The sequence below is a fragment of the Streptomyces sp. H39-S7 genome (assembly GCF_027158205.1).
In the GTDB taxonomy this organism is placed as follows: Bacteria; Actinomycetota; Actinomycetes; order Streptomycetales; family Streptomycetaceae; genus Actinacidiphila.
This window is the reverse complement of the sequence record NZ_JAPVLU010000073.1, coordinates 1-20541: the sequence shown is the minus strand read 5'-3', so window position 1 is coordinate 20541 and position 20541 is coordinate 1. Positions and strand designations below refer to the sequence as shown.

At 71.2% G+C, this 20541-nt stretch carries 19 protein-coding genes; 18 read left to right on the top strand and 1 reads right to left on the bottom strand.

The features are described 5' to 3' along the window. The first annotated feature begins 33 nt into the window (after positions 1–33). The 10 genes from O3X23_RS39690 to O3X23_RS39645 all read left to right on the top strand — a co-directional run bounded on the left by O3X23_RS39690 (position 34) and on the right by O3X23_RS39645 (position 11557). Positions 34–354, top strand: a complete 321-nt coding sequence (locus tag O3X23_RS39690) for a hypothetical protein (RefSeq protein WP_269278776.1) — start codon at positions 34–36, stop codon at positions 352–354. Further along, positions 351–962, top strand: a complete 612-nt coding sequence (locus O3X23_RS39685; RefSeq protein ID WP_269278772.1) for a hypothetical protein — start codon at positions 351–353, stop codon at positions 960–962. The genes O3X23_RS39690 and O3X23_RS39685 overlap by 4 nt, the downstream gene beginning before the upstream one ends. Continuing rightward, complete coding sequence (locus tag O3X23_RS39680; protein ID WP_269278770.1) at positions 959–3505, top strand: ATP-binding protein; 2547 nt, start codon at positions 959–961, stop codon at positions 3503–3505. Before O3X23_RS39685 ends, O3X23_RS39680 begins: the two co-directional genes overlap by 4 nt. After that, positions 3502–5832, top strand: coding sequence for a hypothetical protein (locus O3X23_RS39675; protein WP_269278767.1), 2331 nt, complete (start codon positions 3502–3504; stop codon positions 5830–5832). The genes O3X23_RS39680 and O3X23_RS39675 overlap by 4 nt, the downstream gene beginning before the upstream one ends. Next, a complete protein-coding gene (locus O3X23_RS39670; RefSeq protein WP_269278764.1) occupies positions 5829–6926 on the top strand; it encodes a C40 family peptidase in 1098 nt (365 codons plus the stop codon). The genes O3X23_RS39675 and O3X23_RS39670 overlap by 4 nt, the downstream gene beginning before the upstream one ends. 176 nt (positions 6927–7102) lie before the next feature. Further along, positions 7103–7633 (top strand): hypothetical protein, encoded by a 531-nt coding sequence (locus O3X23_RS39665; protein WP_269278760.1) that lies wholly within the window; start codon positions 7103–7105, stop codon positions 7631–7633. Next, the gene (locus O3X23_RS39660; protein ID WP_269278758.1) at positions 7633–9999 is read left to right on the top strand and encodes an ATP/GTP-binding protein; all 2367 of its coding nucleotides are present in this window, start codon (positions 7633–7635) and stop codon (positions 9997–9999) included. The genes O3X23_RS39665 and O3X23_RS39660 overlap by 1 nt, the downstream gene beginning before the upstream one ends. Then, positions 9930–10871, top strand: coding sequence for a replication-relaxation family protein (locus O3X23_RS39655; RefSeq protein WP_269278755.1), 942 nt, complete (start codon positions 9930–9932; stop codon positions 10869–10871). Before O3X23_RS39660 ends, O3X23_RS39655 begins: the two co-directional genes overlap by 70 nt. Positions 10872–11048: 177 nt before the next feature. Further along, the gene (locus tag O3X23_RS39650) at positions 11049–11261 is read left to right on the top strand and encodes a hypothetical protein (protein ID WP_269278752.1); all 213 of its coding nucleotides are present in this window, start codon (positions 11049–11051) and stop codon (positions 11259–11261) included. 59 nt (positions 11262–11320) lie between these two features. Next, positions 11321–11557, top strand: coding sequence for a hypothetical protein (locus O3X23_RS39645; RefSeq protein WP_269278749.1), 237 nt, complete (start codon positions 11321–11323; stop codon positions 11555–11557). A gap of 31 nt (positions 11558–11588) precedes the next feature. On the opposite strand, the gene O3X23_RS39640 is transcribed toward O3X23_RS39645, so the two are convergent. Further along, a complete protein-coding gene (locus tag O3X23_RS39640; protein ID WP_269278746.1) occupies positions 11589–12599 on the bottom strand; it encodes a transcriptional regulator in 1011 nt (336 codons plus the stop codon). 553 nt (positions 12600–13152) lie between these two features. On the opposite strand from O3X23_RS39640, the gene O3X23_RS39635 reads away from it, so the two are divergent. The 8 genes from O3X23_RS39635 to O3X23_RS39600 form a co-directional block, all read left to right on the top strand. Next, positions 13153–14340, top strand: a complete 1188-nt coding sequence (locus tag O3X23_RS39635; protein WP_269278743.1) for an inositol-3-phosphate synthase — start codon at positions 13153–13155, stop codon at positions 14338–14340. Between the two features lie 15 nt (positions 14341–14355). After that, a complete protein-coding gene (locus tag O3X23_RS39630) occupies positions 14356–15603 on the top strand; it encodes a methionine adenosyltransferase (RefSeq protein ID WP_269278740.1) in 1248 nt (415 codons plus the stop codon). Position 15604: 1 nt separating this feature from the next. Continuing rightward, a complete protein-coding gene (locus O3X23_RS39625; protein ID WP_269278737.1) occupies positions 15605–16468 on the top strand; it encodes a sugar phosphate isomerase/epimerase family protein in 864 nt (287 codons plus the stop codon). Then, a complete protein-coding gene (locus O3X23_RS39620; protein WP_269278734.1) occupies positions 16465–17484 on the top strand; it encodes a phosphotransferase enzyme family protein in 1020 nt (339 codons plus the stop codon). Before O3X23_RS39625 ends, O3X23_RS39620 begins: the two co-directional genes overlap by 4 nt. Next, positions 17481–18428, top strand: coding sequence for a hypothetical protein (locus tag O3X23_RS39615; protein WP_269278731.1), 948 nt, complete (start codon positions 17481–17483; stop codon positions 18426–18428). The genes O3X23_RS39620 and O3X23_RS39615 overlap by 4 nt, the downstream gene beginning before the upstream one ends. After that, positions 18425–19402 carry a phosphotransferase family protein gene (locus tag O3X23_RS39610; protein ID WP_269278728.1) on the top strand — a complete coding sequence of 326 codons (978 nt, stop codon included), beginning with the start codon at positions 18425–18427 and terminating at the stop codon, positions 19400–19402. Before O3X23_RS39615 ends, O3X23_RS39610 begins: the two co-directional genes overlap by 4 nt. Continuing rightward, positions 19399–20148: an SDR family NAD(P)-dependent oxidoreductase gene (locus tag O3X23_RS39605; protein WP_269278725.1), complete on the top strand. Its 750-nt coding sequence runs from the start codon at positions 19399–19401 to the stop codon at positions 20146–20148. The genes O3X23_RS39610 and O3X23_RS39605 overlap by 4 nt, the downstream gene beginning before the upstream one ends. 25 nt (positions 20149–20173) lie before the next feature. Continuing rightward, the coding region (locus tag O3X23_RS39600) for an aminotransferase class III-fold pyridoxal phosphate-dependent enzyme (RefSeq protein WP_269278723.1) at positions 20174–20541 on the top strand (368 nt) is incomplete at its 3' end.

The following is a 20541-nucleotide window of genomic DNA, read 5'->3' as shown; positions in this document are numbered from 1 at the left end:
CGCGCGCCGCCCCATAAGAAAGCGAGGCACCCCGTGCACACCCTCCACCAGACGTTGGCCACCGGTTGGATCGAAACCGGCACCAACCTCGGCAACGAGTTCAAGACGTTCCTGCTGTACATCGTCATTCCGATCATCGCGCTGATCGGCGTGATCCTCGTGTGGTGGAAGACGCATTCGACCCCGGCCGCCATGGTCGCGCTCATCATGGGCGCCATTGTGTGGTGGGGCGCACTGCACATGGACATGCTGCGCGACAAGACCGGTGATGACATCAACCGCTCCAACACCGTCAGCACCACCTCGGGTGCTGGGACCGCGAACGGCGGGCCGCTGGGGACGGGCGCGCGATGAGCACCGCCACCACGACCGGCGACAGCGAAGAGCTGGTCGGCCGCTGCTACACCGAGGCGCGCCGCTTGCCGGTGGCGATCGGCCGGTTCTCTTCAGGCGGCCGCATGCTGGGCGGCCCGTACACCATGACGCAGCTGGCGGTCATGGTCGGTAGTTTCGTGTTGCTGGTAGTGACCCGCCCGCTCTGGGGTACCCACCTGGCGCTGGACGCGTTGGTCGTGCTGGCGGTGCCTTTCGTCGCCGGGTGGGCGGTTGCCCGGGTGCAGATCGACCACCGCAACCCGCTGGCAGCGCTGGTGAGTCTGGCGGGCCGCACCGGTGCGCCGGCAGCTGGCCGCATGCACGGCCGGCCCTACCGGCAGCGTCCTGCCCGCCGAATCGCACCGGTTGCCACCGTCGACTTCACCGCGGCCGTGGAGCCGGAGACTGCAGCCCCTGAGCCAGACACGGAGCGGCCGCCGGTACTCCCCGCCCGGCCGCACCGGCCCCAGCCTGGCACACCGCCCGCCCCAGTTGGCACCTCACCGGGCCTGGTCCCGGTGGTGTCCGGGGTTCAGGCCCTCCTGGCTCAGCGGGCCGCTCGCGCACGAGAAGGAGCACATCTGTGAAGCTTCCGATCCGGCATGTAGCCGGGAATGTCTGCTGGACCACACACGGCACCGCGTGGGGAATCTGGCGGGTCAGCGCGGCCAATTACGCCCACGCCTCGGCCACCGCCAAGAAGGCCCGGCTGCGGACCATCGAGGCGTTCGTGAAGGCGCTCCCGACCGGGGGCGAGCCGATCCTGCTGTCACTGTGCCCGCAGGTGGATCCGCGCAGCGTGGTGCGCGCCATGACGGCCGACGTCGACTTGGAGCGCAGCCTGGGCTACCAGGATCTCGCGGACCGGGTGCTGACCCAGCTGGAGAGCATGGAGCTGTCCGCGCGTACCGATTGGCTAGCCGTTCCACTGCCCGCCGGAGGCCGTATCAAGGCATTGGCTGACCTGGCCGACGCCACCCGGGCCGGGCTCGCGTTGACGCTCGGCCTGGTGCCCGCCGGAGTGAGCGCGAGCGAGCAGGACCGGCGCATCGCTCAGGCCGCTGTGCTGGCCGCGACCTGGCCGTCCGGGGTGGGTCTGCGGCCGGCCACCGAGGCGGAGATCTTGTGGATGTACGGGCATGCCGCCCGGCGTGGCACCGAAGAACCGCTGCTGCCCGCGCCCGGAGACGAGCAGCCCGTGCTGGGCCGCGGCCGTGGGGTGGCCGCTCTGGCGGAGGTGCTGCTGGCTGAGGGGGGTCGCCCCCGGGACGAGGAGCAGCAGGGCCGGCGGCTGCCGGGAAATCCCTTCGCCAACCGCCATCTGCAGGTGACCACCGAGTGGGGCACCGCGTACCAGGCGATGCTCGCCCTCGCCCAGATGCCCAAGCGCTTCGCGTTCCCCGGCAGCGAGTACCTCGCCAGCCTGGACAACTTCGACTTCCCCATCGACTGGACGTGCCGACTGGCGATCTCGTCCGGGGCGACCGCGCTGCGGCGGACCAAGCAGCGCGCCCGCAACATCGCCCAGCAGGACAAGGAGTACGAGCATGAGCCCGCCGGCGTGCCGCCCGCCCAGGTGGAGGCGGTGGCTGATCTGGCGGAGAACCGGGAGCGGCTGGCCTCGTCCCACACGGAAGTCGATATCCGGTCCATGGTCACGCTGTGCGTGTGGGGGCCGACCCCCGCCGAGGCGCACGCCCGCGCCGAAGCCGTCCAGCACCACTTCGGGGGATCCGACTACACCCTGGCCCGCCCCGTCGGCGAGCAGGAGAACCTCTGGTACGCCATGCTGCCCGGCACCCGCGCTCCCAGGGTCCTGGCGTCGTATGCGCAGTACCTGCTGGCGCGGGACTGGGCGATGGCGATGCCGTGGTGCGGGGCGCAGCTCGGGGACGACAGCGGCCCGCTGTACGGGGTGCAGCTCACTGGTGGCGGTGAGCGGCCCGTCCTGGTCGACTTCAGCCGTGGTCCGGCCGAGAACGCTTCCGCGTGTGCGGCGTTCATCGGGGAGTTGGGCGCCGGCAAGTCGGTCGCCTTGAAGTCCGCCATGTTCTCGGTGCTCGCGGCCGGGCGCCGGGTGAACTGGCCGGGATCCCGGGGCCGGGTCGTGGTCGTGGACCGCACCGAGGACCGCGAATGGGAGCGATTCGCGCGGGCGTGCCCCGGCACCACCCAGGTCATCACGGTCGACGACTCCGCGGAGATCTCCCTCGACCCGCTGCGGATCTTCGCCCCCGAACAGCGGTCGCGGCGGACGAAGAGTTTCTTGACGCTGCTGCTCGGCATCAAGCCGATGGACATCGAGGGCGTCGTCCTGACCGAGGCCATCAAGGCTGTGCTCTCCCGCGACGGGGCGAGCATGCAGGCCCTGACCACGGAGCTGGCCGCACGCGGCGCCCACGATGCGACGGCCAGCGTGCTGGCCCGCAAGCTTGCGGCTGCTGCCGAGGAGGACCTGGCCCGGGTCATCTTCGACCCGTCGCTCCCGCCGATCGCCACGGTCACCGCGGACAGCGTGGTCTTCTCCGTCAGCTCCCTGCAGCTGCCCAAGAAGAGCGAGCTGGAGTCGGAGTTCCGCATGGAGCGCATGGAGACCGAGAAGATCATCGGCCGCGCGCTGATGTACCTGGTCGCCGCTCTCTGCCGCGAGATCACCTTCGGGTCGAAGGACGAATTCGCCGTCAGCGTCTGGGACGAGTGCTGGTGGCTGACCTCCTCCCCCGAAGGCCAGGAGCTGCTCCTGGAGCAGCTGCGTGACGGCCGCAAGCACCGTGCCGGGGCCCTGCTGGGCACCCACGACAGCTACGACATCGGCCCTGCGGACAGCCATCTCGGTGCGGTCCTGCGCGGCCTGATCCCGCACCGGTTCCTGTTCCGGCAGACCGACGAAACCCTCGCCATGCGCGGCCTCGAGTTTTTGGGCCTGGACTCCACCGACCGGAACCTGGTCGACCTGGTCACGACCGGCCTGTCCCCGATGGACCTGTCCGCCGAAGAGAAGGCGGTGCGCGCCGGAGAGTGCCTGTACCGGGACCTCAACAAGCGGATCGGGACGATGCGCGTGCTCCTGCCCTCCGACCCGAAGGCCCAGGAGCAGATCCACTCCACCCCTGGCCGGAGCGCCGCATGATCCGCCGACTACGGGCAGCGACCCACGGCGCTTTCGGCCGGCGACGGATCGGCGTGCTGCTCGCGCTGGCCGCGCTCACCGCTGTGCTGTGGACCTCCGGTAACGCCCACGCCGACCCCACACCCGCGCCCAGCCCAACTGCCGTTCCCACCACAACAGCACCGACAACAGCACCGACCACGCCGGCGGCCGGGCCGACGGCCGGGACCACCACGCCTCCCGGCGACGGATCAGGCGCCGGCGGGGGCGGCGGTCTCCCGCGCATCAGCGACCAGGACATCACCAAGCGCCTGCAGCAGGCGCAGGACATGGGTGATGCGTTCTCGGCCGCGACGCAGCGGGTGCTGATGGATCAGGCTACGGAGCAGCTGCGCAAGGAGCTGCCCGATGAGGGCGGTGTGCTGGGCGTTTTCAACACGACCGACCAGTACGGGGTCCCGATCCAGGTCTACACGATCAACCCGGACACCGGAGGCCTGACCGATTGGTCGCTGAAGGTCTACGGATTCCTGATCGAGATCTGCTTCGCGGCCACGAAATGGATGATCGCCTTCGCGTGCTGGCTGATCACCTGGGCGCTGAGCTTCGGCCTGGCGAAGATCCTCCTCAAGCCGGTGCTGGCCATCTCCTCCAGCCTGCACAGCCAGGTCATCGTTCAGCTCGGGCTACCGGGCCTGTTCCTGGTGGTCGCGGCCACGGTGTGCGCGTGGCACATCATGGTCGGCGACCGGGCCCGCGGAGTCGGCGAAGCCGCACTCACCCTCGTCATCTCCGCCCTGTGCGCGACCGCGCTGATCTCTCCGCCCGAGCAGCTCATGGGCGGAGAGAACGGCGGGATACTCGGGGCCGCCCAGGGCTTCAGCCTGGAAGTGGCTGGCATCATCATCAACAGCGGCCACACCACCGGTACCCGCTCCCTGGTCTCCACCAACGACGTCAGCGCCCTGGCCCGGCCGATAAGCGACAGCCTGGTCGATGCCCTGATCGTGAAGCCGGCCGAGCTCCTGCAGTACGGCAGGACTTTCGACCGGGACTGCTCCAAGGCCTACGCCGAGGCGAAGATCCAGCAGTTGGCGTGGGACCGGCAGGCCGACAGCAACATCCAGTGGATCAAGGACCACGACTCACTCTCGCGGCTCACCGGTGCCCCTAGTCCTCTGGACCCGACGGGGATTCAGCAGTGGGGCACGGACCAGGTCGTCGGCATCGTCGGCGGGTGGGTCAAGGACCACTACGGCAAGCCGCCGATGGGCGCTTTCGAGGCCAAGTGCGTGCCTGGCGACGTCGCCTCCGCGAAGAAGGCCTCGGTCGACAAGCTCGCCGGAGCGCTGTTCGTCGCGCTGGCCTCGCTCATCGTCACCTTTTTCATCTGCCGCCTGGCTGGCAGTTTGCTGGCCGCGCAGTGCCGCATCGCGCTGGAAGCCATCCGCGGCGAGGGCGTCCTGGTCGCCGGCACCCTGCCCGGAGGTGGCCGCACCCTGCTGTGGCAGTGGTGCGCCAACCTGCTGAAAGTCTTCCAGACCCTGATCATGTCGGTGCTGCTGCTCGCGGTGTTCCTCGTCTTCATCACCACACTTCTGGACCCGTCCCTGGACGACGCGTTCCTCGGCAGCCTGGCCCTGCGGTTCCTCGTGCTGGACATCGTGTGCATCGCGGCGTTCATCTATCGCAAGAAGGTCGCGAAGGCTGCCCGGCGTGCTGCGGGCAACTTCCGTACCCGCATGGACGGCAACCGGGTCGGCGGTGCCGGCAAGGCGATCTTCCGGGCCGGCTACGGCGAGGACTCCAGCCAGCGCAGCGGAGCGCTGGGGCGGGGCGCGCTCACGCTCGGCGCGCTGGCCATCAGCGGCGGCACCGCCACCACCATGCGCGGCACCGGGGCCCGCCTGGCCCGACGCCTGCAGACCGCCCCACGGCGCGGACCCCGGCCCGTTCCCCGCCCACCGCAGCGACGCCCCAACGGCCGCGGCCCGAACACCGCACCGCCCGCGCAGCCGCAGCCGCAAGCGCCGCCGACACAGGCCGGCCCCTACCGCCCGGCCGCCCCGCAGCTGGTCATGCCACCGCAGCCCAACAACCCGCCGCAGCCCACCGCACCTCCGCAGCCCACGACGCCGCCGCAGCCCCGAACGCCACCGCGGCCGCGGCCGCGCCCCGGACCTCTGCCGCTTCCGCGCCCCGGGCCACGCCGGGTGCCCGCTCCCGTCCCTCCCTCCACCCCGCCGCCCCACTCCACCCGTCAGGCCGAGCTCCGCCGGCGGCTGGAGCGCCGCACCCCGCCCGGCGCGCCCGCGCTCCGGCCCCGGCCGCGCGGCGGCAGCACGTGAGCCGCCGCGCCTGGTCGGTCGGCGGAGGCGTCGCGCTCACCACGGTCCTGGCGCTGTTCGGGGTTCTGGTGCTGTTCATTGCGGTGGCCACCGGGACCGGCAACGCCGCTCTGCAGGCCGCCGCCCGTTCCCGCACCGCCCCGGTGGGAACGGGTGGCGGCACCCTGAAGCCCGGCAGCGTGCCGGCCGCGTATGAGCCGTGGGTCCTGCGCGCTGCCGCTGCGTGCCCCGGGCTTCCCGCCCCGGTTCTCGCCTCCCAGCTCCAGCAGGAGAGCGGGTTCAATCCCGCCGCCCGCTCGAATGCTGGCGCGGAGGGCATCGCCCAGTTCATGCCCGGGACCTGGAACACCTGGAAGACCGACGCCAACGGGGACGGCGCCGCCAACGTCTGGGATCCCGCGGACGCCATCACCGCCCAGGGCACGTTCATGTGCAGCCTGCTCAAGCAGGCGACCGCCTCCGGCTACCCCGGACAACCGATCGAGTTGGCCCTGGCCGGCTACAACGCGGGCTGGGGCGCCGTACAGCGCTACCGGGGCGTTCCCCCCAAGGAGTTCGCCTCCGGCCAGACCAACCAGTACGTGCGCACGATCATGGCGGGCGCCGCAAAGTACACCGCTGCCACCGGCGCCCAGCAGCTGCCCACCGAGTACGCACTGCCCGCGAACGCCCCCGCAAAGATCCGGATTGCCTTGGCCTGGGCTCTGCAGCAGCGGGGTGGTTGGTATCACCTGGGCGGCGACTGCACCCACGGTCTCGGCTCCGACCCGGCCCATCAGTGCGACTGCAGTTCCCTGGTCCAACAGGCCTACCACGCCGCCGGCGTGAACCTGCCGCGCACCACGTTCGACCAGGTCAACGCCGGTATCGCTGTCAGTCCCGACGCACCGCTCCCCGGTGACCTGGTGTTTTCCGCCGGCTCCGACGGCACCACCAGCAGCCCGGGACACGTCGGCCTCTACGTGGGCGGTGGCCAGCTCCTCGAGTCTCCCAGAACGGGGCTGCAGACCCGACTGGTCAGCTACGCCTCCTGGCGACAGTCCACCAGCAACATCACCCGGGTCGTGGCGGTCCGCCGGGTCGTGACGTGGTGATCCCACCGCCGGGGCGGTGGTCTCCTCCCACCGTTTTCGCTCGATTTTCCGTCCCCGTGTCACATCCGGGGCCGCCCGCGCACTTCCCGTAGGTAGATGAGGTGGGATGGGCCCGCCTCACAGATCAGGAGGCTGAACATGTTCCGTCCCATGGGGTGCACCGGTGGTCTGCGCCGGTGGTCGACGTGAGAGACCCGCGGATCGTCCTGCATGACATCGAGCACGTCCCGCAGCAGATGGCGGCGTTCTTGGGCGCCTACCGGTGGTGGGCCGCCGCCGGCGTGCTCCTCGCCGGGATCGGATGGGCTGCCGCAGCGGGGTGGTGGCGTCAGCGGGCGACCGCCGCGCTGCGCGAGCGGGTCGCCTTCGAGCTGCTGCCCGCCAGCACCTTCGAGGCCGGCCCGTCCGAACTGCGCTGGGCGGCCGGACAGATCGCCTCGGTCCGCGCCGCCTGCGGGCCGATGCCCCGGCGCGCGGTGGCCACCCGGCTGCGGACCACCTACACCGACAGCAAGATGCGCACCTTGCTGGAGGGTCCGGCGCGCGCGGAGAGCTTGCTGCGGATGCCCGGATACGCGGACGTGGAAGTCGTTCCCGCCCACATCGCGGGTGCCCGCCCGAAGGGGCCGCGAATCCGCTTCGACGGCGCACCACCCCCACCCGCGCCTGCAGCAGCACGCACCCAACCCACCGGAAGGACCGTCTGATGAGCGTGGACATGAAGAACAAGCCGGCTGCGGACGCCGTCAGGGATGGGCGCCGCATGTATGTGGCGCGGGCCGAGCTGGTTCTGGCCCGGCCCGATCACCGGCCGCTGGCCCGCCTGGGCCCCGACCCCGACCCGCTGCAACGCCTCGCCGCGGCCATGGCCGCCGTGCGCAGCCAGGACGGCGAACAGGCCGATGTGATGGTGGACCTGGTGCCGGTACCGGACGGCCAGGTGGACCGCCGCCGCCGGGCGCTGATCGCCCGCGCGGCCCGGCGCGGACCGTCCGCGTTCGGGGAGCGCCTCGGTCCCGGCGGTGGAGGCGGCGCTTGGGTGGACAGCGTGCGCACCGTCCTGGCCGACGGCATGGGGATCAGCTCCTCCCTCGGCAACCGGCAACGCCCGGCGAAGGTGCCCCGGCAGGTCGACCTCGCCGACGGGGTGGGCAAATTCACGCTGGGCGAGCCGGTCTTCGCCGTGCAGGTCCTCATCCGGGTCAGCGCCACGCATCCGGTGCGGGCCCGCGCACTGCTGCACCAGCTGCTCGGCGCGATGGCGATGTTCTCCGGCGAGAACCGGTGGCGCCCGGTCGGACCCCGCCGCACCGCCTGGAGGCCGTACAGCAACGTGTGGTGGCGCCGCCGCTCGTTCGACCGGCGCGTGGCCACCGGTGAGTTCGCTCCCGCCAAGCGGCAGTGGGTCACCACCACGGAGATCGCCGGCCTGCTGAAACCGCCTACGAAGCACTGCGCGGCCACCAACGTCGCCCGGTGCGGCGGTGTGGTGCCGCCCGCCCCGGCCGGGCTGCCCGAATGGACCGGCCAGCCCGGCATGGTCCCGCTGGGCCGGGTGACCGGTGCCGGCGGCCGGGAGTATCTGGCTGCCGCCCACGTCGCCGATGTGCTGTTCGGCCTGGGCCTGGGCAAATCTGGATTCGGCAAGACGGAGCAGGCCCTGGTCCAGATGATCACCCTCGCCTACGGCGGGTACGGGTGCTGGTTCCTGGACCCGCACGGGGAAGCTCTGACCCGGGCCCGCCCGTATCTGACACATCCGGCGGTGCGGGACCGCGTCCAGCTGATCGACCTGGCCAAGCCCAGCATGGACAGCCCCTTCGGGTGCTGGAATCCCCTGGACATGCGCGGCCGCCCGATCGAGGACATCCAGGATGTCGTCGGTGCCATCGTCGGCGGCATCGCTTCAGCGCAGGGCTGGGGCAACAACGCCCCACAGGCACGGGCGATCTTGAGCAATGCCGTTCTGGTGCTCGCCCACTTGGCGTACCAGCTGGTCTCGGCGGGCTGCCCTGAGCTGCAGCCCACCATCTTCCAGATCAAATCCCTGCTGACGGAGGACGAGTGGCGGGCGGGCGTCCTCGAGAACATGTCTGACGACGTCAGGCGGTTCTGGCGGGTCACCTTCCCGAAATACGCCGCGACCGCGGTGCCGACGGTTACCAACGCGCTGGACGTGCTGGAGACCTCCCTCAGCCTCAAAACGTTCCTGGGCGGCTCCTTGTCCACGTACAACGTGCGGCACGCCATGGACAACGGGAGCATCGTGCTCATCGCACCGTCCGGAACCGGCGCGGGCGATTCGCTCATCACCAGCCTGCTGATCTTCGATCTGTTCCTGGCCGGCACGTCCCGCCAGGACACCCCCGTTGAGCAGCGCCGGACGTTCTTTGCCTGGATGGATGAGGTCGCGGCCGTCGACGCCGCCGGCCGCGGGTTCATCGCCAAGATCTTCGAACAGCTGCGCAAGTACGAGGTGCGGCTTATGGCCATGACGCAGATGGCGATGCGCCTGTCGGAGACCACCCGGCAAGCGGCATTCCAGAACCAGTCCGTCCTGTCGTCGACCGCGTCCGACATCGACGAGGCCCGTTACGTCGCGAACCGGATGCCCGGCATCACACCGGAGACCCTCGCCGGCCTGGATAAGTACGAATACATCGTCAGCGTCATGCTCCACGGCAAACGCACCACCCCGTTCAAGGTGAGGGGCGTGCCGGTCGACCAGGTGTTGGCCAACTATTACGACCCGAACGCCCTGCCCGACCTGGACGCTGCCATCGACATTTCCCTGGGCCGGCGCCCCGTCGCGAAGATCCTCGCCGACCTGTCCACCCTCGACGAACGGATCGGCGATTACCTCGCCGCGCACCCGCCCGCCCCGGTGGCAGCGCCGACCGGCCAGCACGACGTCATGCGCCATGACCTGTCCCACGACACCGGCACCGCAGAGGCCGGCGACGACCGAGAAGAAGAGAACCTTCAATGGCCTATCCCGCCGGAATGCTCCGCACGCACGGTCTGCCGCAGCTCGCCGAACAGCTGCTGCCGGTGCTGTACCAACACCGGCTGATGACCACCAGTCAGCTCCAACAGCTGCTGCAGCCGCACACCACATACCCGGTGTACCTGCGCCGCCAACTGAACCTGCTGCGCAACCTGCAGCTCGCGGGCGCGACCGTGCGCCGCCGCGGAGGGCAGGGCGAACTCGCCTGGTACTGCACCAGTGCGGGAGCGGACCTCGTGGAGGCTGCCGGCGAGGTACGCCCTCGCGCCTACCGGATGACAGAGCAGAGCGCTGCCTCCCAGCTACAGGAACACACCCTGGCCATCAACGCCACCGGCCTGGCGTTCGTCGAAGCGGCCCGCAGAGCCGGGCACGAATGCGGACCACTGGACTGGGAGGCCGAGCTCGCCCACCGCCTGCGCGATGGTGACAGCCGCACCGGCGACGAAGCCTTCCTGATCCCCGACGCCGTCCTGTCCTACATTCACCGGCACAAAAACACCCGCACGATCTGCAGCTACTTCCTGGAGATCGACCGCGCCACCATGACCCCGGACCGCCTCGCCGACAAACTCCGCGCCTACTCCCGCTACCAGGGCTACCACCCGACCCCTACCACCACACGATCCCGCACGGGCGCCGCCCCGTCGGGTGGTGGTGCGGCCTGGCAGGATCGCTACCCCGCCTTCCCCCGCGTGCTGTTCGTCCTCACCGGCGCTCCCACCGCCGCCTTGAACCGTCGAACTGCTGATCTGCGCGCGCTCGCGGCAGCCGATTCACGGTTGCGTCGTGCCGCCGCCCGGCTCCCCGCAGGCATCACCACCCTGCACCAACTGCAAACCGCCGGCCCGTGGGAACCGATCATCACCCCTGTTTTCGGCGACGACGCCACCCCCACCAACGCCATGCTGTACGCAGCCGCACCGTCGGCCGCCTGAGCTGATCGCCCGGGAGACTGGGACCTGCTCGCCCTGGCCGGGCAGGTCCCAGGGGTGAGGAGACGGTGGTCCCGGTGCGGGCGGCGGCCAGCAACATCGGATGCGACCCAGGCTCAGGAGTGGGACACCGCGTCCGGTCCGGTGTGACCTCCGCTGTTCCCGGGCGTTGAAATGACCATGAGCGACGAGAGCGGAATGGGCCGCGCCGTACGGGAGTGGCAGCGGCAAGTCCCCGAGATGGGGGCGGGGGCCGCGCTCAACGCGTTCATCCCCGCTCTCGCAGAGCAAATGGCCTCGGCAGGCAGCATGGTGGAATTGAAGGCCCAGCTCGACCTCATCGAGGAGCAACATCAGCACCAGCAGGAAGCTGCTCCCGAAGTAAGTGTCTGACTGCGGGGTCGTAATCGCTGGCATAGTCACGGGGGATAGGGATAGGGACCCGGCCAGCCGTGTCGACTGCGGGCGAGGTCATCGAGACCGAACAGGAACCGGCGACCGGATCGGCATTGACTGCCGTCGAACTCGCGCAGGCGGCTCAGAGCGCCTGCAGCGACATCGGGCACTACCTGCTGAACTGCGCGTGCCTCGGACTGCTCTGGCTGGATCAGGAAGCCAGGATGGTTGGCCTGGTGGAACCGCAATTTCCTGAGGGCGCACGACTCGCCGTCACCCCGCACCCTGCGTGATGCAGGCGGGGTGGTCCGCCCCATGGATCTGTCAGCTGGCGAGGGAGGCGAGGAAGTCCCGGGCAGCGGGGGTATCGCGGTAAGGGTCGAGCTTGCTGCGGAAGGTGCTGAGGGTGGAGGAGCTGCGGGCTGAGGTGACGCCGCCCAGGAGGGTGACGGCCTGCTCTGCGGAGGCGCATGCTTGCTCGATGTCGCGCTGAGCAAGGTGGGCTTCAGCGGCTCGGGTGAGGTAGAGCGCGTGGTCGCGCTGGTATCCGTCGTTGCCGTACGCGGCGGCCAGCGCGCCGTCGAACCGGGCCAGGGCGCGGGCCCAGTCGCCGAGGTCGAGCGCGCTTGATCCAGCGAGGTTTTCCAGTTCCCCGGTGGTGAGCCAGTAGCACCAGGCCGGGTCGTCATCGTGGGGGCCTTTGGCGTAGGCGTCGTAGGCGGCCGTCATGGCGTGGGCGCATTCCCGGGGCCGACCGGCTTTGGCGTAGGCGCGAGCGATACGGGCGTGCAGCATGGCCTGCACCCGCGGGGTGGCGTTACGGCCGAGGGCAGTTTGGGCGGTATCGACCAGTGTGATGGCGTCGGCGGGATTGCCGATCGAGTAGGTCTGGATGGCCATGAAGGCCAAGGTGTTGGCGCCGGTGGCGCGGTCGTCGGCTTCCCGTGCTGCGCGCAACGCGGTGAGGTAGTAGCGCTGTCCGGCTGCATGGTCGCCGGAGTCGAAGGCCAGCCAGCCGCAGAGGCGGGCGTTCTCTGCGGCTGCGGATTGCAGGCGTTGGCCCACGGCGGTGGTGTAGCGGCCGTCGTTGAGCAGGCTCTCGATGTGTTCGAGTTCCGCGCTCGCCAGGGTGCGCAGGGTTCCGCCGCCCCATGAGTCGTCAAGGTGGCGCAAGTGGTCCAGGCGTTGATCGAGGTGGTCAACGGTCGATGAGGTGACCTGTACCCGGTCGGTGGATGCGGTGGTTGGTGGGGTCTGGCCGGGCGAGGTGAGCCACTGATCGGCGGCACCCGTCAGGGTCGCGCCGGTGGCGATGAGGAAGGCTCGTCGGTCCATCGATCCTCCACGAACGGTGTCCGCCAGAGCATGGAGCATGCCCGTATGTGTCCACGGTAAGGCGACTACGGACCGGTCATCGAGAGCCAGGAGTAACCAGTCGGGCCAAGGAAGGGTTCGTACCGCGTCGGCTGGGATGCCGTGGAGGTCTGCGATGGCCAGCTGAGCGAAGATCTCCGGCTCGTGGACGCCTGCTTCCCAGCGGCTGACTTTCTCTCGGCGTGTGGCCATGGTGCCGTAGCCGAGGGAGGCATGACGGGCCGCCACCAGGCGCAGGTAGGGCTCGGCGCCGAGGTTGCCCAGGGAGTGCCGCAAGAAGGCCAGCGGATGTCCGAATGCCTGTTGCTGCGCCATGGTGTCCCCTCGGTGACGACGGTGTTACGGGGAGTTCAGCCACACCGTACTGGCGGGCACCGACATCTCGTGCCGGGACGGGAAGAGCGCGGCAACGGTAGGCAACAGCGTGCGCCTTCCGCCGGCCGGTGGTTCGGCGCTTGCCTTGAGGGATCGTCAGCGACGGCCCCACCGGGCCGCGGAATGGGAGGTGTTGCGCATGTCCGCAATCAATCAGGGCGGCGGGCGCCGTACAGGGGTGTGGCTGGTTGGGGCGCGCGGGTCGGTGGCAACGACCACGGTGGCCGGGGCGCTGGCCGTCCGGTCGGGTCTGGCCGGCACCGGGGGCATGGTGACGGCTTTGCGGCCGTTCGCCGACGCCGGTCTGCCGGACCTCGGTGAGCTGGTGTTCGGCGGTCACGACACCTCGCAGGTGCCGTGGGCGAAGAAGGCCGAGGAACTGGCGTCGGCCGGGGTGCTGCCGGCGTCGCTACTGCCGGCGCTGGGTGGGGAGCTGGCGGCGGCCGAGCGGGAGGTGCGTCCGGCTCCGGTCAGCGGTCACCCGGGCCGGGACGCCGACCAGATCACCGCGGACCTGTTGGCCTTCGCTGAGCGGCACGGCCTGGATCGCACGGTGGTGGTGCACGTTGCCTCCACCGAGCCGGCCACCGTCTCGCATCCGGCGCACCGCAGCGTGGACGCGCTGCAGGCCGCGCTGAAGGCTGGGCAGGACGTGCTGGCGCCGAGCTCGGTGTACGCCTGGGCGGCGATGAGCGCGGGCTGCTCGTATGTGGACTTCACTCCCTCGACCGGCGCCCGGCTGCCGGCGCTGGCCGAACTGGCCGCGCAGCAGCGGGTGCCGTACGCGGGCCGGGACGGCAAGACGGGCGAGACCCTGGTCAAGAGCGTGCTGGCGCCGATGTTCGCTGTGCGGAACCTGGCGGTGACCTCGTGGTCCGGGGTGAACTTGCTGGGTGGCGGCGACGGCGCGACGCTGGCCGACCCGGCGGCGTGCGCGTCCAAGGCCGCCAGCAAGAGCGCGGTGCTGGAGCACGCGCTCGGCTACCGGCCGGCCGGTCCGGTCCTGATCGAGGATGTCCCGGAGTTGGGTGACGCCAAGACGGCCTGGGACCTGGTGACGTTCTCGGGATTCCTCGGAGCCCGGATGCAGATGCAGATCACCTGGCAGGGGCTGGACTCGGCGCTGGCCGCGCCCTTGGTCCTGGATCTGGCCCGGCTGACCGCCCGCGCCCACCAAGCAGGTCACCACGGCGCTCTGGAGGACTTGGGGTTCTTCTTCAAAGACCCGCACGGCCAGGGCCCGCACGACCTGCCCGCACAGTGGCAGCGCCTGCAGGCCTTCGCCGCCACCCTGTCCGCCGCCCCCTCCCCGGCTCCGGCCGCCTGAACCAGGAGTTCCGTCATGGACAGCAAGAACCTGACCTACGTCCCCGCGAACACCCGACGGGCCGACGAGCCGTTCGAGGTAGTCGAGCGCAAGGGACACGGCCACCCCGACACCCTCGCCGACGCGCTCGGCTCCCACCTGTCGACCGTCTACAGCCGCTACACCCGCCACCACTTCGGCGCGGTATTGCACCACCAGTTCGACAAGACCGGCATCCTCGGCGGGCGCGTCGAGGTCTCCTTCGGGGGCGGGCGGATGCTAGAGCCCGTCCGCGTGCTGCTGTCCGGCCGGGCCTCCTGCGCGTTCGGCGGCGAGGACATCCCGGTCCGCGACCTGCTCACCGCGGCCACCCGCGACTTCTTCGCCCAGCGGTTCCCGATGCTCGACCCGGACCGGGACTTTCGGCTGCTGTACGAGGTCAGCCAGGGTGACAGCCCCGGCGGGATCGGTGCCAAGAACCAGGCGGCGAACGTGCGCTCGCGCTGGTTCGCACCGCAGTCGCTGGATGACCTTCCGGAGCTGAAGCGGCTGGCGTGCAACGACACCTCCAGCGGCGCGGCGTTCAGCCCGCCGACGGCCACGGAGCAGCTGGTGCTGGATGTCGAGCGGGTCCTTGCCGACGCGTTCGGTTCTGGGTGGCTGGGGAGCGACATCAAGGTCATGGCCCAGCGGTTCGGGCGGACAGTGAACCTGACCTGCGCGGTGCCGCAGATCGCCGCGCACGTCCCGGACCTGGCCTCCTACATCAGTAACCGGGAGCACGTCCGCGACGTGCTGACCGCGTACGCGGCGACGGCCTACCCGGAGCTGGAGGTGCGGATCTGGTTGAACACCCGTGACGACGACGCCCGCCCCGAGCTGTACCTGACTCACACCGGATCCTCGATCGAGACCGGCGACGAGGGCCTGGTGGGACGCGGCAACCGCTACGGCGGGCTGATCAGCGCGGTGCGGCCGTTCACGATGGAGGGGATCAGCGGCAAGAATCCCGTTTACCACACGGGTCTGGTCTACTGCGTGGGCGCCGACCTGATCGCCACCGGTATCCACCGGGAGCTCGGGCACGGCGCCGAGGTGATTCTGGTCGGGCAGAGCGGTCGCGAGCTGACCGACCCGTGGGCGGCGGTGGTCCGCGTCGAGCCGGCCGCCGACGGGCGCCCGGCCCCCGACAGGGACGCGGTGGCGCCGCTGGTCGACAAGGGCTTGTCCGCCTTGCCGGACAGCCTGGAGGGCATCTTGTCCGGCGCCTACCCGATGCACTGACATGGACCGGGAACCGGCCCGCGTCACGCGGGCGTTCGCCATCGGCGTCGACCAGGCAACAGCGGGATACCGGCTGGCGCTGGCCGACCTGGTCCCCGCCGCCGGCCGGGCCGGTATCCCGGTGCTGGAGGTGCCGGCCTTCGCCGTCGCCGACTACCTGGCCGCCTGCGGGCACCTCCACCTGCTGCGCCTTCTGGGGCGGCACCGGTTGCGGATCGGACAGCTCTCGTGCGGTACGGGCGTGCCGGCCGACGTGACCGTGCCCGCCGCGGTGTGGCCGCAGGCCCTGGCCGCATGGCAAGGCGCCTGCCGTCTGGCCACCCTGTGCGGTGCCGGGAGCCTGTCGGTGTTCGTACCGCGCGCCGCCGGCGAGGGTGCGGCGGCCGGGGTCCCGGCCCGACTCGCCGAGCTGGCCGAGGCCGCAGCCGTTCACGGCTTGGCGGTGAACGTTGAACTCCACGCCCCTGGCCTGTTGGAGAAGGCCGGGCCGGTGTGGGCCCAGACCGGCGCGCCCAACGCAAGGCTCCTGGTCGACGTCGTCGCGCTTGCCCTGGCAGGTCTCGACCCGGCCGGGCACATCGCCGCGCTGCCGCCCGGCGCGATCGGCTGGGTACATCTGGCGGACCTGCCCCACGACGTCGGTGACGGTCGCCCGCGCCGGGTGATGCCCGGCGCGGGGCGGCTCCCCCTTCCCGCCGTGCTCACCGCGCTCCATACGGCCGGCTATTGCGGTCCGGTGTCCATCGAGGTCCCCCGCGCCGAACCGTACGGCCGTGAGACCGCCGAGCACCTGACCCGGGCGGCCGCCGCACTGCGCCGCAATCCGCTGGCCCCTTTCTTCACCCCCATGGGAGGAACCCGGTGACCCTCACCGACGCCACCAACGGCGCGGACGTCGACCTGGCGGCGCAGCTCGCCCGGACCGCTTTCGGCTTACCGGTCCGAGGCGGGGAACTGCTGGGCGGCGGAGCGACCGCCAACCGGTGCGTCGCTCTGACCGACCACAACGGCCGGCCCCGGTGGGTGGCGCGCTGTCCGCGGCGCGACGCGCGCCCGGGCCGGCTGGACTTCCTGCTCAGCGTCCACGAGGCCGCCCACGACCTCGGTCTACCGGTCGCCCGTCCGCACCGCACCGCGGACGGGAGCGGCTGGGTGCTCGACCGCCAGGGTCGGCCTTGGATGGTTCTGGACTACCTGCCGGGCCGCACCCTCGACCCGGTGACCGCGAACCTGGCCGGGCTGGCCGCCGGACACCTCGCCGACCTTCACCAGCTCCCCGACCACCTCGGCGGGTCGCGCGTGGTGGGGCCGGACACCGCGTGGGACGCGTGGCTGACCGCGCCGCAGGAGACCTGGGCGGCCGTGCACGACGTTGCCGGCAAGCACCGGCGCCTGCTGGCCGCTTACCGCCCGCACCTGGATCGCCTGCACCGGCACGCCGGTGGACTGCCGCAGCTGACCGCTCGGGTTTGGGGTCACGGGGACGTCCACGGCGGGAACCTGCTGCACGGGCGGGGCCGGATCACCGGTGTCCTTGACTTGGACGGCATCGGCCGGCGCCCCCGCGTCACCGACCTGGCCACCGGCCTGCTGATGCTCGCCCGGGCCGGCAGCGGCGACTACCGGCTCCAGCCCCGGCTGCTGGACGCGGTCCTGACCGGCTACCAGCAGGCCGCCCCGCTCCCGCTGGCCGAGGCGGAGACTGCTGCGCTGTGGCCCGCCATGGTGCTCTCGCAACTGCCTGACCGCGGGCATCTGGACGCGCTGCGCCGCGCCGGGCGGGACGTGCATCCGGCGCTCGCACGGCCGCTGGCAGCACTGCGCGACCTCACCGACCAGCAGGCCCTTCTCACCGGCCGCTTCGCGGGGGTGACCGGGTGAGCACCGACGTGATGGTCTGCGGCCCGGCCCGACTGGTCGTGCACGGCGCCCAGCCGTTCCTGGACGAACTGGCCTTCGCATGCCGCCCGTGGATCACCACCGCCCCGGACCGGACCACGGCCCCGCCCGACGTCTGGACGGTGCGGATCGGCCCCGGTACCCTCGCCCCGCCGGTGGCTTCCCGCGCCGGAACCGACGTGCGTTTCTCGGCCGCCGACCGCACCGTGCACCTGCCCTGTCCTGGTGGACCCGCGCCCGTGGTGCGGGTGCTGCGCGCCCTGATCCGCCGCCAGCTCGCCGCCGATGGCGCTCTGTTCGCCGACGCCGCGGTGGTGTCCCTGCCGGGCGGCAGCGACGGCATCGCGCTGTTGGGCGGCTCCTGTTCGGGCAAGACCAGCACACTGATCGCCTACCTGCACCACCACCGCCGCGCGCGCCTGGTCGCCAACGACGACGCCGTACTGTGCCTCCACGACGGGCGGGTGACCGCCCGGGGACTGCCGCGCGCCATCGAGGTGAGGGCCGAGAGCCTGCCCCACCTGGGCGCCGCCGCGCGGGCCCTGACCGAGGGAGCGGAAGGCGGTGGGTCGCCGGGCGCACTGTACCTGCGGCCGCAAATGCTGGCGGCCGTGCTCGATGCGGAACTGACCGCCACCACCGGACTGTCCGCGCTCGTTGTGCTGGAGCCGGGCGAGCGCTGCGCCCTGGAACGTGTGGAACCCCAGGCCGCCGCCGAGGTACTGGTCTCACGTCTGACGGCCGCCGACCCGTACGAGACGTGGCTGGACCCCTACCTGCCCACGCCCGCGCTGGACCTGACCGGGCAAGCCGCCGTCCTGGCCCGGACGGTGCCGGTCTGGCGGCTGGCTCAGCCGATGACCGGCCTCGCGCAGTCGGCCGGACTGCTCGCTGCCCTGTCCCCCATCACTGGAGGCACCCGATGACGCTCCCCGCCCTGGCAGCCCAACATCCGCCGGTCGAACTCGCACGGGTCGCTTTCACCCAGCTCACCGGTGAGGAGGTCGCGCGCATCGCGCCCATCTCTACCGGCTGGGGGCACCTGTCCTGGAAGGTCGCAACCACCAGCGGCGTCTACCTGATCAAGACCGGCATCCGGCGCCCCGAGCAGAGCGACCTGTTCCGGCAAGCAGCCGCACAACAGATGGCGGCCGCCGCCGGGGTCCTCACCCCACAGGTCGTCGCCATCGGCGAAGCCGGCGGACCACTGCAGCGGCCGTGCTACGTGCAGACATGGATCCCCGGAACCGACGGCGCCGCCGCCCTCGCGCTGCTCGACCCCGCCCGCACCGCGCGCTTCGGCTATGCCCTGGGTCAGGCGGCCGCCGTCCTGCACACCGTCCGCGGGCCCCGGTTCGCCGAGGACGCCGCCGGCACGGTCACCTACCCCACCTGGCAGGCTGCCTGTCTGGCCCGTCTGGACCGGCTGACGACTGCCACCGCAAAAGTCGACGTGCTGCCGCCCGACGTCCTGCTCACGGTCAGCGGCCACCTCACCGCCCTGATCGAGCAACTGGGCGGGGACGTCGTGCCCTGCCTGACCCACCGCGACCTGTACCTGCCCAACACTCTCGCCCCCCACGGCTGCCCGGACACCGCCGGGCTGCTGGATTGGGAGGCCGCCGCGTTCTACGACCCGATATGGGATTTCGTGAAGCTGGGCATGTGGGTCTTCGACCGCCACCCCCAGTTGCGCATCCCGTTCCTGGACGGATACACCGCCACCGGCGCATTGCCGGACGGCTTCGACGACCGCCTGACCATCTACCAGGGCATCGAGTACCTGGCCGCATTCCCCTACTTCGGGGCGGCCTGGCCCGACCCCGTCATGCTCAACGGATTCCGGACGCTGCTCGGATCCTGGATGGACCGGCACGGCCTGCAAGGCTCCCGCCCGTGACCCGGCCGCCCAACACCGGGCCGGTCACCCTGGTCACCGGAGGCAGCAGCGGCATCGGCGCCGCCGTGGTCCGCCGCCTGCACACCGACGGCCACCGCCTCGCCGCCACCTACCACCGCCACGGCGAGCGCGCTGCAGCGCTGACCGCCGACCTCGATGCCCACCACACCAGCCTGGCGTTCTGGCCTGCTGATCTGGCCGATCCTGACGTGCCGGCCCGCCTGGTGCAGCAAGCCCTGACCCGCTACGGGCGGCTGGACCACGTCGTGCACTGCGCCGCCACCATCGACACCACCCCCATCGAGCAGACCACCTCCAGCAGTTTCGACGCGGTGATGCGCACCAACGTCACCTCCGCCTTCCTGCTCCTGCGGGCCGCGGCTGACCAGCCCACGCTGCGCTCCACTGTGACGATCTCCTCCATCGCCGCGACCTTCACCGGCCCCGACTCCGCGGCCTACGAGGCCTCCAAGGCGGCCCTGTCCATGCTGACGCGGACCATGGCCGCCGCCTACGCGCCCCGCGTCCGGATCAACGCGCTCGCTCCCGGCGCGGTGGAGACCGAACGCTCCCTCGCCGACCCCGGCTTCCCGCGCGCGATGCTCCGACAGCGCATCCCACTCGGCCGTCTCGCCACCCCGGCCGACATCGCGGCCACCGCAGCCGTCCTGCTCGGACCCGACAGTTCCTACATCACCGGACAGGTCCTGATCGTCGACGGCGGCCTGTCGCTCAAGCTCACCTGACCCGACCACCGGAAGGACTCCCGCCGTGTCCACCCCGCACCCGCACGGCCTGGCGGCCGCGACCCGTCTGCGCGAGCTCGTGCCGGCCGGCGCCCACGCCTACAGCAAGGCACATGACCAATGGCCCGCCCTCGCTCCGCCGCTGCTCTCCCACGGCCGGGGCGCCTGGGTCTGGGATGCCGACGGCCACCGCTACACCGACTGGTTCGCCGGGCTGACCTGCTGCCCTCTCGGCCACGCCCACCCCGCCGTAACCGCGGCGGTCACCGCCGCGCTCCAGCGCGGCACGGCCTTCCAGCTCCCCACCACCGCCGAACTCCAGGCTGCGGAGGTGTTCCTGTCCCAGGTCGCCGTCGGCGACGACATGGTGAAGTTCGCCAAGAACGGATCCGA

Coding starts and splice junctions, on each gene's coding strand:
- O3X23_RS39650 (WP_269278752.1), top strand. CDS start 11,049: ATGAGCGACGAGAGCGGAATGGGCCGCGCCGTACGGGAGTGGCAGCGG.
- O3X23_RS39675 (WP_269278767.1), top strand. CDS start 3,502: ATGATCCGCCGACTACGGGCAGCGACCCACGGCGCTTTCGGCCGGCGA.
- O3X23_RS39685 (WP_269278772.1), top strand. CDS start 351: ATGAGCACCGCCACCACGACCGGCGACAGCGAAGAGCTGGTCGGCCGC.
- O3X23_RS39610 (WP_269278728.1), top strand. CDS start 18,425: ATGACGCTCCCCGCCCTGGCAGCCCAACATCCGCCGGTCGAACTCGCA.
- O3X23_RS39625 (WP_269278737.1), top strand. CDS start 15,605: ATGGACCGGGAACCGGCCCGCGTCACGCGGGCGTTCGCCATCGGCGTC.
- O3X23_RS39630 (WP_269278740.1), top strand. CDS start 14,356: ATGGACAGCAAGAACCTGACCTACGTCCCCGCGAACACCCGACGGGCC.
- O3X23_RS39640 (WP_269278746.1), bottom strand. CDS start 12,599: ATGGACCGACGAGCCTTCCTCATCGCCACCGGCGCGACCCTGACGGGT.
- O3X23_RS39660 (WP_269278758.1), top strand. CDS start 7,633: ATGAGCGTGGACATGAAGAACAAGCCGGCTGCGGACGCCGTCAGGGAT.
- O3X23_RS39635 (WP_269278743.1), top strand. CDS start 13,153: ATGTCCGCAATCAATCAGGGCGGCGGGCGCCGTACAGGGGTGTGGCTG.
- O3X23_RS39655 (WP_269278755.1), top strand. CDS start 9,930: ATGCTCCGCACGCACGGTCTGCCGCAGCTCGCCGAACAGCTGCTGCCG.